The following is a 16,275-nucleotide window of genomic DNA, read 5'->3' on the forward strand; positions in this document are numbered from 1 at the left end:
TCATGACCCAGATTCACATGGGAGGCGCATATGCTGACCTTCTTCGTTCTTTCGTCATTCCAACAGACCGCGCACTGCTCGTCGGTTTGAGCGGTGGAATTGGCTCTGGAAAGTCATCTGTTGCCACTGCGTTTGCGAGTCTTGGCGCGGTCGTTGCCGACGCAGATGCCATCGCACGTGAAGTGGTCGAACCTGGAAGCGTCGGTCTTCGTCGTATCGAAGAAGTGTTTGGCGACGCCATCTTGAATGATGACGGGACTCTCAATCGAGGAGCACTAGCCCAGCAGGTCTTCACCGATGCCAGTGCTCGAAAGACAGTGGAAGCAATCACTCATCCTTTGATTGCTGAGCGTTCCCGCCAGATTCTTTCAAGCGCCCAACCGGGGAACATTGCTCTTTACGATGTTCCTCTGCTGACTGAGCAACATATGCAAGACCAGTTTGACGCCGTGATCATGGTCGATGTTCCGCTTGATATGCGCCTGAGCCGTCTACAAGCCCGCGGGATGACGATTGACGAGGCCCGGAAAAGAATCGCATCCCAAGCGAACAGTGATGAACGACGTGCGATCTGCCACATCTGGATAACCAACACCGGCTCGCTCGTGGATCTTCACCGTCTGGTTGCGACAGTTCATGCCCAATGGCTGACACACTCGGGCACAACTGGCAGTCCGACCGGCAGATGATTCCGGCCTCGTACATCACGAGCAGGCGATAGGTCCTCAATCGGCATGAGTCTGACAAAGTGACTACGGTAGGACTGTGAGCAAACGAGTTGTGCGGCAAGAAGCGTCGTTTGAGGTTGTCTCTGACTACACGCCATCGGGCGACCAGCCGACTGCAATCGCAGAATTGGTCAAGCGTCTGAATGACGGCGAACAGGATATTGTTCTCCTCGGCGCTACGGGCACGGGTAAAACCGCAACGACTGCGTGGCTCATTGAGCAGATTCAGCGACCGGCGCTCATTATCGAGCCGAATAAAACGCTTGCCGCCCAGCTTGCCGCTGAATTCCGCGAACTGTTGCCTAATAACGCTGTCGAGTACTTCGTGTCGTACTACGACTACTACCAGCCGGAAGCCTATATTCCGCAGACGGATACATACATCGAGAAAGACTCGTCGATCAATGATGAGGTCGAACGCCTGCGCCACTCGGCGACGAACAACCTGCTGACCCGTCGTGACACGGTGGTCGTTGCCTCCGTGTCGTGCATCTACGGCTTGGGTACTCCACAAGAGTACGTCGAGCGTATGATTGAGCTGGAACGTGGCATGATCGTCGACCGCGACACCCTTCTTCGCGCCTTCGTCAACATGCAGTACGTGCGCAATGATGTCGCTTTCACGCGAGGCACTTTCCGAGTTCGTGGCGACACCATCGAAATCATCCCAGTGTACGAGGAGCTGGCGATCCGCATCGAAATGTTTGGGGATGAAATCGATTCGCTGGCAGTCCTGCATCCCCTGACCGGTGACGTCATCAACGAAGTCGATCACGTCTATCTATTCCCGGCCAGCCATTACGTTGCCGGCGAAGAGCGCATGAAGCGAGCCATTGCCTCGATTGAAGAAGAACTGGCAGAACGCCTCACGTGGTTCGAATCCCAAGGCAAGTTACTTGAAGCCCAGCGTCTGCGCATGCGCACCACATACGACCTGGAAATGCTCAAAGAAATCGGATCGTGCGCGGGCATTGAAAACTATTCGCGTCATATCGATGGACGAGGTCCCGGCACTCCGCCCCATACGCTGATGGACTATTTTGCCGATGACTTTGTCCTGATCATCGACGAATCGCACGTGACAGTTCCGCAGATCGGTGCCATGTTCGAGGGCGATATGTCGCGCAAGCGTACCCTGGTCGATCATGGTTTCCGACTGCCCTCAGCAATGGACAACAGACCGTTGAAGTGGGACGAATTCGTTGAACGCATCGGCCAGACAGTCTACCTCTCGGCAACCCCGGGTGACTACGAACTTGAACGAAGCGATGGGGTAGTGGAACAGGTGATTCGCCCAACTGGTCTGGTGGATCCAAAGATTATCGTCAAGCCCACGAAGGGACAGATTGACGATCTTCTGGAACAGATCCGCGAGCGTGTCGAAAAGGATGAGCGTGTTCTTGTCACGACGCTCACGAAGAAGATGGCGGAAGACCTGACCGAGTACCTCGCTCGCCGTGGCGTCCGTGTCGAGTACCTGCACTCTGACATCGATACCCTGCGTCGCGTTGAGTTGCTCAGAGAACTGCGTCAAGGCAACTTCGACGTCCTGGTCGGCATCAACCTGCTACGTGAAGGTCTGGATTTACCGGAAGTTTCCCTTGTTTCGATCCTCGATGCGGACAAGGAAGGCTTCCTGCGTTCGACCCGATCGCTGATCCAGACGATCGGTCGTGCAGCACGTAACGTATCGGGCGAAGTGCATATGTATGCCGACAACATCACGCCATCTATGGAAGCTGCGATCAGCGAAACTGAACGTCGTCGTGAGAAACAGATTGCCTACAACACCGAGCATGGTATCGACCCGAAGCCGCTGCGTAAGAAGATTGCTGACGTCACCGACATGCTTGTGCGTGAAGAAGTTGATACGCGCACGCTACTTGACGGCGGATACCGTAAGGAAAAATCAGCGTCTGCTCGTTCGAAGCCTGATGCACTCACCCTCGCGGGTGTAGCGCAAGCAGATCTTGAAGAATTGATCGAAGACCTGACGAAGCAGATGATGCTAGCCGCCGAAAACCTACAGTTCGAGGTCGCTGCGCGTCTACGCGATGAGTTGCAGGATCTGAAGAAGGAACTGCGCCACATGAGGGCAGCTCAGTAGTGAGAGCTGAAGCGTCCGCTTGGGGGTAATCTCGTTAGGTTCTCCACATACTGGCTTTTCATCGGGGTATCGTAGCGCGATCTAGGTAGACTAGTTCGCGAGGGGAGTAATCCCACGAAGTGCTGGTTCGTCACCACGGCGTTGGACACGAGCATCGCTCGGATCAGCAGCCCGAACATCGGGTGGGAAGAGACCTCACCATAGTTGCTCGTACCTCAGAGAGGTTCCCACCCGTGCATGTTCACGCCCTCGGCTGGTTTGGTCTGGCCGTCGCAATTCTTGCCCTCATTACCGTTGACATCGTTGGCCACGTCCGTAAACCGCACGCTCCGACTCTTAAAGAATCGACCTGGTGGTCGATCGGTTACGTTCTTCTTGGTCTTGCCTTTGGCCTCATCATTTGGGGCGTCTACGGTGGCCAATTTGCCGGCGAATACTACGCTGGCTTTCTGACAGAAAAAGCTCTGTCACTCGATAATCTGTTCGTCTTTATCATCATTATGTCGTCGTTCAGGGTGCCTCGTAACTATCAACAGAAGGCACTGTTATCCGGCATCATCATCGCCCTCGTTCTGCGCCTCGTCTTCATTCTTGTTGGCGCAGCGCTGATTGAACGCTTCACGTGGATCTTCTTTATCTTTGGCGCCTGGCTACTCTGGACCGCCTTCTCGCAAGCACGTGAAGGTGTTGGCGGAGAAGATGAACACGAAGAGGAGGAATACCACGAGAATTCCTTCGTCAAACTGATGCGTCGTGTTTTCCCGGTGACCGACGGTTTCATTGGTGACAAGTTCCTGCACCGCCACGGTGGTCGCACGTACCTGACGCCGATGCTCCTGGTGGTCTTCGCGCTGGGCACTGCTGACCTGATGTTTGCCTTCGACTCGATTCCGGCAATTTTCGGCCTGACCCATGAACCCTATTTGGTGTTCGCATCGAACGCGTTCGCTCTGCTTGGTCTGCGTCAGCTGTATTTCCTGATCGAACGTCTGCTGGAAAGACTGGTCTACCTGAACTACGGCTTGGCAGCAATCCTTGCCTTCATCGGAATGAAACTGGTTTTCCACGCGATGCACGAGAATACGCTTCCGTTCCTTAACGGAGGCGAAGGCATTCACTGGGCACCGGAAATCGGAATCCTTCCATCCCTGTCCTTTATCATCGTGACTATCGTGGTGACGGTCGTGACATCGTTGCTGAAGAGCCGTTCGATGGCGTTAAAGGACGCTCCAGACACCCACGTTCTGGAGAAGGAAAAGCCCGCTCGTACTTTTGACTGACACGTTGCCCCGACGGGGCTTACGTACCCGTCCAACGTAAAACCGTCGCCCACACCGAAGGACGTAATGACGCACTCTTCAACACTCTCCGGTCTGACGCACGCTGAGGTGAGAGAACGCGTTGCACGCGGTGAAACGAATGATGTTCGCCAAAGGACCTCGCGATCGATTGCCTCGATTATTCGCGAGAATGTTCTCACGCTGTTTAACGCGATCCTGATCAGTGCTGCGGTGCTGGTGCTCATCTTTGGGCATCCTCAGGATGTTGTCTTCGGGGGAGTGCTGATTATCAACGCGATTATCGGCATTGCTTCGGAATTGAAGGCGAAGCGGACTCTTGATTCACTCGCAATCGTCGATGCTCCAACAGCGTTGGTTATTCGTGGTGGAAAAACTCAAGAGATCCTGGCCAAGGATGTTGTGCTTGATGATGTCATGTGCCTTGAACTGGGTACGCAGATTTGCGCAGATGGCGTCGTTGAAGAATCCTCGGGCCTCGAGGTTGACGAGGCACTACTGACCGGTGAATCAACACCCGTCAAGAAGAAAGTGGGCGATCAGGTTCTTGCAGGAACCTCGGTCGTTGCTGGTAGTGCACTCATGGTTGCCCACGCGGTGGGAGCACAGACATACGCGCAGGATCTTTCTCGCCGAGCTCGCGTCTACACGCGGACTATTTCGCATATTCAGGTGAGTATCAACAAGGTTCTGCGTGTCATTTCCGCGCTACTCATTCCGGTGATTGTGCTGACCATGTGGTCGCAAACCCGTATTGCCGGCACTGATGCGGCCTGGAACCAAGCGATCGTGTTGGCGGTCGCGAGCGTTGTGGGAATGATTCCACAGGGCCTCGTGCTCCTGACTTCAATGAACTTCGCGATCGGTTCGGCGACGTTGGCGCGCAGGGGAGTGCTTGTCCAAGAACTGCCCGCGGTGGAAGTCCTCGCACGAGTCGACAGTGTCTGCGTTGATAAGACGGGCACTCTCACCACAGGCCATATTCGGGTGCGCACGCTTCGCATTGGTGCGAATGTTTCGGAGGATGAGGCCACGCTCGCTTTGAAAGCTCTGAGCGCCAATCGTGCGAATGCAACAGCGCAGGCGATTGACGACTATTATTCCGACGCGGATCTAGGCCAGGTGAATTGGGCGATTCCGTTCTCATCAGCTCGCAAGTGGTCAGCGTGTGGGACTACGAGTGGCAGCTGGTATTTGGGCGCTCCGGAGATTCTTCGTTCTTCGGAAGAACCCGGGGACTTTGATCAGCTCATCGACGAGTATTCGGCGGAAGGTTTGCGCGTTGTTGCCCTGGCTCGTAGCCAAGAGTGCGACGAGGCAACGGCATTCGACGCCTCTTCCGGTGACTACTTGCTTCCAGACACACGACGCGTTGTGGGCATCATTGTCTTGGAAGAAGACTTGCGTGTAGACGTAGCCGATACGCTGACATATTTTGCTCGCCAAGACGTCCGCGTTCGAGTGATTTCGGGTGATAATCCGGTGACTGTTGGCGCTCTGGCACGCCAAGCGGGTTTGAGTCGTCCTGACGGGAAGCCTTTGGTCATCACGGATGCGCGCACTCTCCCCGTAGATACTTTGTCAGATGAGTTCGGCCAGATCGTTGAGAAAACGGATGTGTTCGGGCGTGTGACGCCGGAGCAAAAGCGCGCGATGGTCCAGGCACTGCAGGCTAATGGACACACGGTCGCAATGACAGGCGACGGAGTGAACGATGCCCTTGCTCTGAAAGATTCCGACCTTGGAATCGCGATGGGCAACGGGTCTCAGGCAACGAAGGCTGTTGCGCAGATCGTCTTGATTGATTCAAAGTTTGCTGTATTACCAGGAGTGGTGGGCGAAGGGCGACGCATCATTGCGAATATGGAACGCGTTTGTGCTCTCTTCCTTGCCAAAACCGTTTACGCGGCGTTGATTGTTGTGACGTGTGCTCTGATGGCGTGGGAATACCCGTTCCTTCCACGTCACTTCACCTACATCGATGCACTGACGATCGGCATCCCCGCATTCTTCCTTGCTCTCGCACCGAATGCTAGGCGTTACGTGCCTGGGTTCCTGCACCGAACACTTGCCTTAGCGCTACCCGCAGGAATTGCCTTGACGCTGGCAGCGCTAGGTAGCTACGCAATCGTGGGCCCTGGAGATGAGTACGCGAGGACCATTGCCACGCTTTCGCTGATTGTCGGTGCGCTCTGGCTAGTCTCGGTCACCGCTCGTCCGCTCTTAGGCTGGCGTGGTGGACTCGTGCTCCTCATGGCGCTCGGAGCGTTCATGGGAGTCTCCATTCCCACCATCCGCACCTTCTTAGCGCTCAGCTGGCCCACGCACGAACATTGGCTTGTGATCGGGGTGTCAGGAGTCGGTGCCGGACTTTTGATTGAAGCCAGCCACCGCCTGTACCACAAGCGTCAACACGCTCATGCAGAGGCCATCGGTGCCTCTGACACAGCGCAATTCTGAGCATCGGCGCGAGCTTTAACAGATGCCGTACATGCATGTGTGGGAGAACGCCAAAACGTTCTCCCACACTGTACTGAACAATCAGAAGCGGTTAATCACCGGATTCCACTCGCCGATGATACGTTCACGAATGACACCGGCCTCCTTGAACGGATCCTCATCAAGAAGTGACGCGACCTTATCGGCGTTCTCAGCTTCGAAAATCAGCAGAGCCGTCGGATGACCGCCGGTAACGGGGCCCGAGGCCACGTTAAATCCGTCGTCCTTCAACTGCGTTAAGAATGCGCGGTGCTTGGGACGAACCTCGTCCATCAGCGCTGATTGGGCAGGGTCATAAACGTAAGTCACTGCAAAGTAAGCCATGACTCAACGGTAGGCGCAACGGGCGGTGATTGCATATGAAACGCCACGCCAGGCCTCGTCAATTCTCTTACGAAAAGGGGAATTCCGTATCGAACCCTTCGGCCCCGAAGCCGATCGTCGGCACCCATTCGCGAATCTTGCAGGTTTCGACAAACCCCTGAAGAGCAAAAGGGTCGTCAGCGAGGATCTTGAAAACATCCTGAGCCGAATTGGCGCGAAGAATAATCAGCGCATCATTTTCTCCCCTATCACGCAGGAAGCCGGAAGCCACCACAATGTCGCGTGAATGCAGGTCTCGCAGGAACTGGCGGTGAGCGGGCCTGAATGACTGGATCAACGACTCGAGTGAATGGTCGTAGGTGTATTCGATCATGTAGAGGCTCATTGCCTCATAATGCCAGTTAAACTGCCGTTTGACGATGGAACACATGTACGACATTCGAACTCGGCGCCGAGTAGACTGTTAGGGTGCATGAATCTTTAGTTATTTCTGGTGCTCGCGAGCATAACTTGAAGGATGTCAGCCTCGAGTTGCCTCGAGACACAATGATTGTTTTTACGGGACTTTCCGGCTCCGGTAAGTCATCGTTGGCATTCGATACGATCTTCGCAGAGGGCCAGCGTCGATACGTGGAGTCTCTGTCGTCGTACGCGCGCCAGTTCCTCGGTCAGATGGACAAACCCGACGTCGATTTCATCGAGGGTCTGTCGCCCGCGGTCTCGATTGACCAGAAGTCGACATCGCGCAACCCGCGTTCCACGGTTGGCACGATTACTGAGATTCACGACTACCTGCGTTTGCTGTACGCGCGTGCGGGGATCGCTCACTGCCCGAAGTGTGGCGCACGCATTCAGGCGCAGACTCCCCAGCAGATTGTGGACCGAGTGCGTTCCATGGACGAGGGAACGCGTTTCCAGGTTCTGTCGCCGGTCGTGCGTGGACGCAAGGGTGAGTATCAGGACCTGATCAATGAGCTGAAGACGTCCGGCTACACGCGTGCGATCATCGACGGCGAATTGGTTCGACTCGAGAACGCTCCGGTTTTGGAAAAGAAACTGCGCCACACGATCGAGGTCGTCATTGACCGGCTCGTGGTGCGTTCCGGTATGCGCCAGCGCTTTACTGATTCGGTAGAAACAGCTCTCCGTCTGTCCGATGGCCTCGTCATTATTGACATGGTCGACTTGGACGAGGACGATCCTGATCGTCGTCGCCGATACTCGGAAAAGCGTTCGTGCCCGAACGACCACCCGCTAGCGTTGGAAGAAATCGAACCTCGTACATTCTCTTTTAACGCTCCCTACGGTGCCTGCCCAGACTGTACGGGTATTGGGTCGAAACTTGAAGTTGATCCTGACCTACTGGTTCCCGACGAGGAACTGTCGCTGGCCGACGGTGCGGTGATCGTGTGGAACTCGAACTTCAAGTACCACAAGCGCCTGCTGGAGTCCTTGTCCGGTGAACTCGGATTCGAGATGACAACTCCGTGGAAGGCCCTGCCCGACAACGTCCGCGAAGCCATCCTGTTTGGTAAGGACTACGAGGTCAAGGTCAAGTTCCGCAACAGATGGGGACGCGAACGCTCGTACACGACGGGCTTCGAAGGTGCCGTCACCTACGTTGAGCGCAAGCGCCAGGAAACCGAATCGGAATGGGTGTCGGAGAAGCTCAACGCCTATATGCGTGAGGTTCCGTGTCCGACGTGTCAGGGGGCTCGTCTGCGTCCCGAGGTTCTTGCGGTGACAGTGGGCGATCTATCGATTGCTGAACTGTCTGACCTGTCGATTTCAGATGCCCGCGCACACCTCAATGCGTTGGAGTTGGATCAGCGTTCGCAGGCGATTGCCAAGCCAATCCTGCAGGAGATTCGTGCTCGCCTCGATTTCCTTGTCGATGTTGGCCTGACCTATCTGACGCTGTCACGTGGTGCCGGAACACTGTCGGGCGGCGAAGCGCAGCGTATTCGTCTAGCCACGCAGATTGGCTCCGGTTTGGTTGGCGTCCTGTATGTGCTCGACGAACCGTCGATCGGTCTGCACCAGCGTGACAATCGCAAGCTCATCGATACCTTGAAGCGTCTTCGCGACCTTGGCAATACGCTGATTATTGTCGAGCACGATGAAGAAACGATGGAAGCCGCTGACTGGATCGTCGATATCGGTCCAGGCGCCGGTGAAACGGGTGGCTGGATTGTCCACTCCGGCACTCTGGAAGACTTGAAGAACAACAAGAAATCACTGACTGGCGACTACCTGTCGGGCCGTCGTTCCATCGGAGTGCCAGCTACTCGTCGCCCGGTTGATCCCGAGCGCATGCTGACGATCAAGGGTGCACGCGAGCATAACCTCAACGATGTGACGGTTTCGTTCCCTCTCGGCACCTTTACCGCTGTGACGGGCGTGTCCGGTTCGGGAAAGTCCACGCTGGTGAATTCGATTCTGTACCGCACGCTGGCATCGCGTTTGAACGGTGCGCGCCTTGTGTCAGGTCGTTACCGTTCAATGAGTGGCCTCGAGCATCTCGATAAGGTTGTCCACGTTGATCAGTCGCCGATCGGTCGTACGCCACGTTCGAACCCTGCGACGTATACGGGCGTGTGGGATGCGATTCGTAAGCTGTTCGCGGAAACACAGGAAGCGAAGGTACGAGGCTACGGTCCGGGCCGTTTCTCCTTCAATGTGAAAGGCGGACGCTGTGAATCCTGCAAGGGCGACGGCACGTTAAAGATCGAAATGAACTTCCTGCCTGACGTGTACGTTCCCTGCGAAGTGTGCCACGGTGCACGGTACAACCGTGAAACCTTGGAGATTCTTTACAAGGGGAAGTCAGTCGCAGACGTTCTGAATATGCCGGTGTCTGAAGCGGCGGAGTTTTTCGCGCCGATCTCCAGGATTGCGCGACATCTCAATACCCTTGTCGAGGTTGGCCTGGGTTACGTGCGATTGGGGCAGGCGGCAACAACACTGTCGGGTGGCGAAGCACAGCGTGTGAAGCTCGCTTCCGAACTGCAGCGTCGTTCGACTGGACGAACGATCTATGTGCTGGACGAGCCGACGACCGGCTTACATTCCGAGGATATTCGCAAGCTCCTGCTGGTTTTGCAATCGCTGGTTGACAAAGGCAATACGGTCATCGTCATTGAGCACAACCTGGACGTCATTAAGTGCGCTGATTGGATCGTTGATATGGGCCCCGAAGGTGGTTCCGGTGGTGGTCGCGTCATTGCTGAAGGAACACCAGAAGCAGTTGCGAAGGTGAAGGGGTCGTTTACCGGTGAGTTCCTGGCAGATATTCTTGCGAGTGCGAAGAACCAGTCTGTCGCGAAGAAGAAGGTCTGAGCCAAGAAGAAGTAAGGACGATGCTTCTGCTACTCCTTTGATCTGCGAATAGGCGAGCATAACGAGGGGGCACCGATCATGATTGATCGGCGACCCCCTTTTGTCCGGTCAAGTTCGGGCAGTAACAGTGGCGGCGGGTCCAGGAAAATTCGATATCCGCGGTTTCGGCGGCGCAGCCATGGGCGGATACAAGCAGCTTCCCATCCGTTTTCTCCGGGTTGCAGATATAGTCAATGGCTGCTTTCAGCGTTGACTTGATAGGATGCGTCTTTGTAACTGCCATATCTCGTCCAGCCTTTCCCGTATCTCATCCATGTCGGCCTGATACGCAGTGCCTCCGGCATTGATCCGCTTGGCGATCTGGTTGATGTTCCGACCGATGATGGAAAGCTCTTTGGTAAATGCCTTGATATCTGCGGTGTCCGTATAGGTGATATACCCGTCAATCGCCACCTTTCGGAGGTAGGCGCCATATCTGCGTGTCGGTAACTGGCTCATTTTTGTCTATGAGCCGTTTTTATCCTCCGTGACATAAAATTTCATTTGAATATTCCGTTTTCGACTTGCCATGTGCCGCCGACCTTCCGCATAAGGGTTTGGAATTATCCCAACAAGCAGAAATTTCGCAAGTGGGTACTCACTTGCTGTGCTTGCTACCGTATCTTATCCCTACTTATAAAGCATTTCGGAAACCTTAAAATGCCCGCAAAATAAGAAAAACAGAGGATGTTCAGACACCCTCCGTTTCTTCATTCGGCTTTTCAATTTTTAAGGCCCCGTCAATGGCACCCTCCACGATAGGAAAATACTGTTCTGGGCAGGGCTTTAACTTCTGTCCGACCCGCTGGCGCAGCTCGCTTTTCTCTCGCATGACCTCTGGATTGAAATATCTCTCCATCGACAGGCCGCAGATTTTTACAAGCTGTATGATGACCGGCAGGCTGGGGATCGTACCCTCGTTTTCAATGTTGGCAAGATACCTGGTATCAATATTCACCTTTTCGGCTAAATCTTTTCGTGCAAGGTTCTTCGCCTTCCGTGCTTCTTTTACATCCGCACCGAAGGTTTCAAAGCCAGGGCAGTCTTTAACTTTTGCTATTTAGCATCACCCACATACATTCTATATTTCATAGATTGCCCGTGGAATGATGTCATATGCAGTTTTCTTAAACTTTATATTTCATATTTCTGTGAACTAATCAGAATTCGAAAATGTCAATATCGTCTTACATCCATGTGGCACTACGTTTTCGATTTGCATTGTGCCTTTATGTGCTGCCATAATCTGCTGAACAATCAAAATCCCCAACCCATGCCGCAAATCCAGACGCTCATCTATACTTTCCATGTAGTGTGGCTTTTCTTCTAGGTCTTGTCGCTTTTCAGGAGACAGACCTACTCCGTTATCTGCAACAGAGAGCGTAAGACCATCATGTGCATTTTCCAGATCAAGCCGAATTTCGCAGCCTCCCGGATTGTGTTTGATGCTGTTCTGCACAAGATTGTTGATTGCCCGTGAAATCAAGCGGGTATCACATTCCAGCCTGGCATTTTCTGCTTCTGGCGTAATTTCAATTTCAACCGTATAGGCATCCAAAATCCCGGAGTTGAGCAGTTCCGACACATAGGAACGAAGGAGTTTAGACAGGCGTATTTTCTCCTTGTGAAGCGGCTGCATTTCATATTCCAGTTGAGACACTAAATTCAAATCCTGCACGAGTTCTTTGATTTTAGCGCTTTGCTTTTGCACGATCAGAGCCTGCTCTTTTACCCCCTCACTGGCTGTTTTGTCTGCGGCGATCCGGTCTGCATAGCCCATAATCATAGAAAGCGGAGTTCGGATGTCATGAGAGACCCCGCTGATCCAGTTGGCTCTGGCTTCGTTTTGCCTGCTTAATATCAGAGAGGCTTTATTTACGCTGCCCGCAATTTCGGATAACTCTCTATCAATATGGAGAGAAACGGGTTTGCCATCGGCCAATGTTTCAATGGCATCTACAATCGGTTCCGTGTTCTGGATGATCCTGCGTTTTGAAAAATAGTAGGCCAAAAACAGGCACAGCACATCCATGCCCAACGTTCCTATCACATAGAGGGGAATTTTCTGAATAGCCTCCATGGAATAGTAGTTGCTGGTGAGCTTCATATAGCTATTCTTTGGATACCCTAAAACTAACAATCCATCCTCTGTACTCCAGACAAAAACGGGATAATCCTCCAGATAGCCTTTGGAAAATGAAGCTACCTCTTGAATGCTGTAATGTTGCGGCACTTCTTGTGGCACATCGAGCCGCCAGAAACATTCGCCCGTTGACGTTAGATACATGGCCCAGATATTGTACTGGCGCAATTTCTGCTCTGCGTAATCGGGCAAACCCTCTATGGTAGCCGCAGTAGAGGTCAGCTCAAGCATGGCGCGCGGGGACGCTTCTCCGTAATCCTCTGAAACTGTGTGATAGAAAGTCACGCCAAACAGAACGACATTGGCAATTACCAGGATCAGAAGAAATGCAGCGAAAGACACCAAGTGCTTTGAAATATAGGTGCCAAAAGATTTCAAGGCGTCACTTCCTTGTAATCAGTTTATAACCCAGCCCCTTAATCGTAATCAGGGAAACGGGCTTTGAGGGATCGGCTTCAATTTTTTCCCGAATCCGCCGTACATGGGCATTCAGGCTATTTTCATAGCCGAAAGGATTGTCGCCCCATAATGCTTCACAAAGAGCGTCAACCGTAACAATCTTTCCCTCGTTGCGGGCCAGCGTTTCCAACAGGGTATGCTCTTTTGCGGTCAGGAGGATAATCTCGCCGCCTTTGTTGACCTCTGCCCGGCTAAAATCAATCGTACATCCATCCAGGAAAACCCGCGGGCTGTCCTCTTTATAAGTTCGGCGCAAAACCGCATAGACACGCAGCAATAGCTCCTGCGGCATAAACGGCTTTGAAATATAATCGTCTGCTCCAAGGCCAAGACCGGCCAGCTTGTCTGCTGCTTCGTCTTTTGCGGTCAGAAAGATGATTGGCACATTTGTAAAAGTGCGGAGCTGCTTCATCAGGGAAAAGCCGTCCCCATCTGGCAACATGACATCCAAAACCATCAAGTTGGGTTTTTCTTTTTCTGTCATTAGTATGGCTTCTTTTACTGTTGCGGCAGTAAGTATGGTTTCAAAACCGGCATCGCTTAAAATATCGGATACCATTTTCAGCAGATCCGGCTCATCGTCTACAAGCAAGAGCTTCTTTCGATGCAGAAAAGAGTTGTCCATAGCGTCACCTCCCGAAAGTATTATAAAAAAGGATTTAAAGTCTGCGGAGGGCATCCTCAAAAAGTAAGGTAAAAGTAAGGACGGGAGAATGTAGATGTCAGGTTGAAGTTGTACCGTAGAAGCATCGAAAGGAGATGTTTCTATGGACTATATCATTACAACGGAACATTTGACCAAGAAATATAAGAACTTCACTTCGGTCAATCATGTTTCGCTTCATATTCGCAAGGGCAGCATTTATGGTTTTCTTGGCCCGAACGGGGCAGGCAAATCCACTACCATGAAAATGCTGTTGGGGTTGACCGCTCCCACAAAAGGCAGCTTTACCATTGATGGGAAACAGTTTCCGCAGGATCGGATTGCCATTCTCAAAGAGATCGGCTCTTTCATCGAAGCGCCATCTTTCTACGCAAATCTCACCGGGCGGGAAAATCTTGACATTATCCGCCGCATTTTGGGACTGCCGAAAGCTGATGTGGAAGATGCTCTGGAACTGGTAGGGCTGACCGAGTTTGGCGACCGGCTGGCAAAACAGTATTCGCTGGGAATGAAGCAACGCTTGGGCCTTGCCGGGGCGCTCTTGGGGCGTCCGCCGATTCTGATTCTGGACGAACCCACAAACGGTCTTGACCCGTCTGGTATCCACGAAATCCGCAATCTGGTAAAATCTTTGCCCAGCCTTTACGACTGCACGGTGCTGATCTCGTCCCATATGCTGTCTGAAATCGAATTGATTGCAGATGACATTGGGATTCTCAACCACGGGCGGCTGCTGTTTGAGGGAAGCATGAATGATCTGCGTCAATACGCCCTGCAATCCGGCTTCGCTGCGAACAATCTGGAAGATGTGTTCCTTTCTATGGTTGAGAAAGATAACATGGACAGAAAGCAGCGGGCAAAATTATGAAAACGCTGGCAATCGAACTTCGGAAAGAAAAGCGAACCGGCGCGATTCCCGTGCTGCTGGCCGTTGGTGTCTTGGGAGCCGCCTGCGCATTTGTCGATTTCATTGTGCGGAAAGACACGCTTCTGAATCTGCCGCTGGCCCCGATGGATGTCTTGTTGACCCAGCTCTACGGCATGATTATGGTGCTGAATCTGTTCGGTATCGTAGTTGCTACCTGCATGATCTACAACATGGAATTTAAGGGAAGTGCCGTAAAGAAGATGTATATGCTTCCCGTCAGCGTCCCGACCATGTATCTGTGCAAATTTCTGATTCTGACGGTCATGTTTTTGATTGCAATCGTGCTGCAAAACCTGGCACTTGCACAGATCGGAATGACGGACTTGCCGGACGGAGCATTTGAGATGGGTACGCTGGTACGCTTTGCCGGATACTCTTTTCTCACATCCATGCCGGTACTGTCGTTTATGCTGCTGATTTCCTCGCGCTTTGAAAATATGTGGGTGCCGCTTGGAATTGGTGTTGCCGGTTTTCTGAGTGGTATGGCCCTTGCAAATTCGGGACTGACGCTTTTGCTGGTGCATCCTGTTGTGATTATTCTGAAACCAGCAGTAGCCAAGAGCGCCCAGCCTGATTCGACGGTTGCCCTTGTCGCTTTGGTGGAAACACTGTTGTTCCTTGCTGTGGGCTTGTGGCTGGCGAAGTACAGGCGCTACGAGTAAGGAGGGATAATAAGAAATGAGCTTTTTGGATTTACTCAAAATCGAGTTTATGAAAGTAAAACGCTCCAAAATCGTACCCCTGATTTTCATTGCACCTTTATTGGTGGTGGTTTCCGGGGTTGCGAGTTTGAGCAACTACTTTACACCGGAATACACCAATGCGTGGCCTGCCATGTTTATTCAAAGTGCGCTTGTTTACGCCTACTATCTGCTTCCATTCAGCATGATCGTGGTTTGCGTGATGATCGCAGGACGAGAAACAGGAAATAACGGGATTCTGAAAATGCTGGCGCTACCGGTCAGCCGCTGCGCATTATCCATTGCCAAATTCTGTGTGCTTACCTTTTATCTGTTTATGGAGATGGTGGTGTTTCTTGTCGTATTTGTAATCGCTGGGCTGATTGCGACACAGACAATGGGAGTAACAGAAACCCTGCCGATCCTATATCTTCTGAAATGGTGCTTGGGGCTGTTTCTGACTATGCTGCCGTGCATTGCGGCTATGTGGGCCATCACTGTGCTGTTTGAAAAACCGCTTCTTTCTGTTGGATTAAATCTGCTGCTTGTGATTCCCGGTGTATTGGTTGCAAATACGCCGCTGTGGATCGCCTACCCGTACTGTTACAGCGGTTATCTCGTTTCCTGCTCTCTCCATGACTTTACAGCAGAAACTTCCGACGCCGCTTTTTCGGTGTTTCCGTTCCTGCCGTGCGCGATTGTGGTGTTTGGCCTGTTTTTCGCGCTGGCTGTCACCCAATTTGGGAAAAAAGAAATGAGGTAAAACTATGGAAAAGAAAAAACTTCAACCAGTTAGTATCGCTGCGCTCATTGTGAGCATCCTACCGCTGGCGGCTCTTGCCCCATCGCTTCTGCACCTTTCGCTGTCGGACGGAGTCCGAACCGCTTGGGCCGGAGCCAATATCGCTTTTGTCCTGCTGGGCCTGATTCTTTCGGTGGTATGTGTGCGGAGCAGGGAAAGCCGCAGTATAATCAATATTGTATCAACTGCAATCAGCGTTTTTTGGCTGCTGCTGATGGTGGGAATTGTCGCGCTTGCCATGTTCCTTACTTTCGTTCAGTGAAGA

Annotated in this window: 15 protein-coding genes; 9 read left to right on the forward strand and 6 right to left on the reverse strand. The window is 52.8% G+C overall.

Features of this window, described 5'->3' with window-relative positions; all coding sequences use genetic code 11:
* Positions 1-2: 2 nt before the first annotated feature.
* The 4 genes from coaE to QP381_RS00865 all read left to right on the forward strand — a co-directional run bounded on the left by coaE (position 3) and on the right by QP381_RS00865 (position 6,593).
* Positions 3-689, forward strand: a complete 687-nt coding sequence (gene coaE / locus QP381_RS00850) for a dephospho-CoA kinase (protein ID WP_179369664.1) — start codon at positions 3-5, stop codon at positions 687-689.
* A gap of 76 nt (positions 690-765) precedes the next feature.
* A complete protein-coding gene (gene uvrB, locus QP381_RS00855; RefSeq protein ID WP_285067401.1) occupies positions 766-2,835 on the forward strand; it encodes an excinuclease ABC subunit UvrB in 2,070 nt (689 codons plus the stop codon).
* Positions 2,836-3,068: 233 nt separating this feature from the next.
* Positions 3,069-4,115: a TerC/Alx family metal homeostasis membrane protein gene (locus QP381_RS00860; protein WP_006681069.1), complete on the forward strand. Its 1,047-nt coding sequence runs from the start codon at positions 3,069-3,071 to the stop codon at positions 4,113-4,115.
* A 66-nt stretch (positions 4,116-4,181) separates the two neighbouring features.
* The gene (locus QP381_RS00865; RefSeq protein ID WP_103632599.1) at positions 4,182-6,593 is read left to right on the forward strand and encodes an HAD-IC family P-type ATPase; all 2,412 of its coding nucleotides are present in this window, start codon (positions 4,182-4,184) and stop codon (positions 6,591-6,593) included.
* 81 nt (positions 6,594-6,674) lie between these two features.
* Here the strand turns inward: QP381_RS00865 and QP381_RS00870 are convergent, their stop codons facing one another.
* The gene (locus tag QP381_RS00870; protein ID WP_006681067.1) at positions 6,675-6,956 is read right to left on the reverse strand and encodes a YciI family protein; all 282 of its coding nucleotides are present in this window, start codon (positions 6,954-6,956) and stop codon (positions 6,675-6,677) included.
* Between the two features lie 67 nt (positions 6,957-7,023).
* Positions 7,024-7,386: a YciI family protein gene (locus tag QP381_RS00875; RefSeq protein WP_218840312.1), complete on the reverse strand. Its 363-nt coding sequence runs from the start codon at positions 7,384-7,386 to the stop codon at positions 7,024-7,026.
* A 38-nt stretch (positions 7,387-7,424) separates the two neighbouring features.
* On the opposite strand from QP381_RS00875, the gene uvrA reads away from it, so the two are divergent.
* Complete coding sequence (uvrA, locus tag QP381_RS00880; RefSeq protein ID WP_285067403.1) at positions 7,425-10,295, forward strand: excinuclease ABC subunit UvrA; 2,871 nt, start codon at positions 7,425-7,427, stop codon at positions 10,293-10,295.
* Positions 10,296-10,538: 243 nt separating this feature from the next.
* Here uvrA and mobC read toward each other — a convergent pair whose 3' ends face one another.
* From mobC to QP381_RS00905, 4 genes are all read right to left on the reverse strand, one after another.
* Complete coding sequence (mobC, locus tag QP381_RS00890) at positions 10,539-10,793, reverse strand: plasmid mobilization relaxosome protein MobC (RefSeq protein ID WP_285067404.1); 255 nt, start codon at positions 10,791-10,793, stop codon at positions 10,539-10,541.
* Between the two features lie 232 nt (positions 10,794-11,025).
* Positions 11,026-11,394 carry a helix-turn-helix transcriptional regulator gene (locus tag QP381_RS00895; protein WP_285067528.1) on the reverse strand — a complete coding sequence of 123 codons (369 nt, stop codon included), beginning with the start codon at positions 11,392-11,394 and terminating at the stop codon, positions 11,026-11,028.
* A 96-nt stretch (positions 11,395-11,490) separates the two neighbouring features.
* Positions 11,491-12,855, reverse strand: coding sequence for a sensor histidine kinase (locus QP381_RS00900; protein ID WP_285067405.1), 1,365 nt, complete (start codon positions 12,853-12,855; stop codon positions 11,491-11,493).
* A 4-nt stretch (positions 12,856-12,859) separates the two neighbouring features.
* Positions 12,860-13,561, reverse strand: coding sequence for a response regulator transcription factor (locus QP381_RS00905; protein WP_103632604.1), 702 nt, complete (start codon positions 13,559-13,561; stop codon positions 12,860-12,862).
* Between the two features lie 142 nt (positions 13,562-13,703).
* On the opposite strand from QP381_RS00905, the gene QP381_RS00910 reads away from it, so the two are divergent.
* The 4 genes from QP381_RS00910 to QP381_RS00925 are packed head-to-tail and all read left to right on the forward strand — an operon-like array spanning position 13,704 to position 16,272.
* On the forward strand, positions 13,704-14,468 hold the full coding sequence (locus tag QP381_RS00910) for an ABC transporter ATP-binding protein (RefSeq protein ID WP_103632605.1): 765 nt from the start codon (positions 13,704-13,706) through the stop codon (positions 14,466-14,468).
* Positions 14,465-15,190 (forward strand): ABC transporter permease, encoded by a 726-nt coding sequence (locus QP381_RS00915; protein WP_103632606.1) that lies wholly within the window; start codon positions 14,465-14,467, stop codon positions 15,188-15,190. Before QP381_RS00910 ends, QP381_RS00915 begins: the two co-directional genes overlap by 4 nt.
* 16 nt (positions 15,191-15,206) lie before the next feature.
* Complete coding sequence (locus tag QP381_RS00920; protein ID WP_103632607.1) at positions 15,207-15,971, forward strand: ABC transporter permease; 765 nt, start codon at positions 15,207-15,209, stop codon at positions 15,969-15,971.
* A 4-nt stretch (positions 15,972-15,975) separates the two neighbouring features.
* Positions 15,976-16,272 (forward strand): hypothetical protein, encoded by a 297-nt coding sequence (locus tag QP381_RS00925; RefSeq protein ID WP_103632608.1) that lies wholly within the window; start codon positions 15,976-15,978, stop codon positions 16,270-16,272.
* Positions 16,273-16,275: the final 3 nt, after the last annotated feature.

This window comes from Pauljensenia sp. UMB6358 (assembly GCF_030216865.1).
GTDB classification, from domain to species: domain Bacteria; phylum Actinomycetota; class Actinomycetes; order Actinomycetales; family Actinomycetaceae; genus Pauljensenia; species Pauljensenia turicensis_A.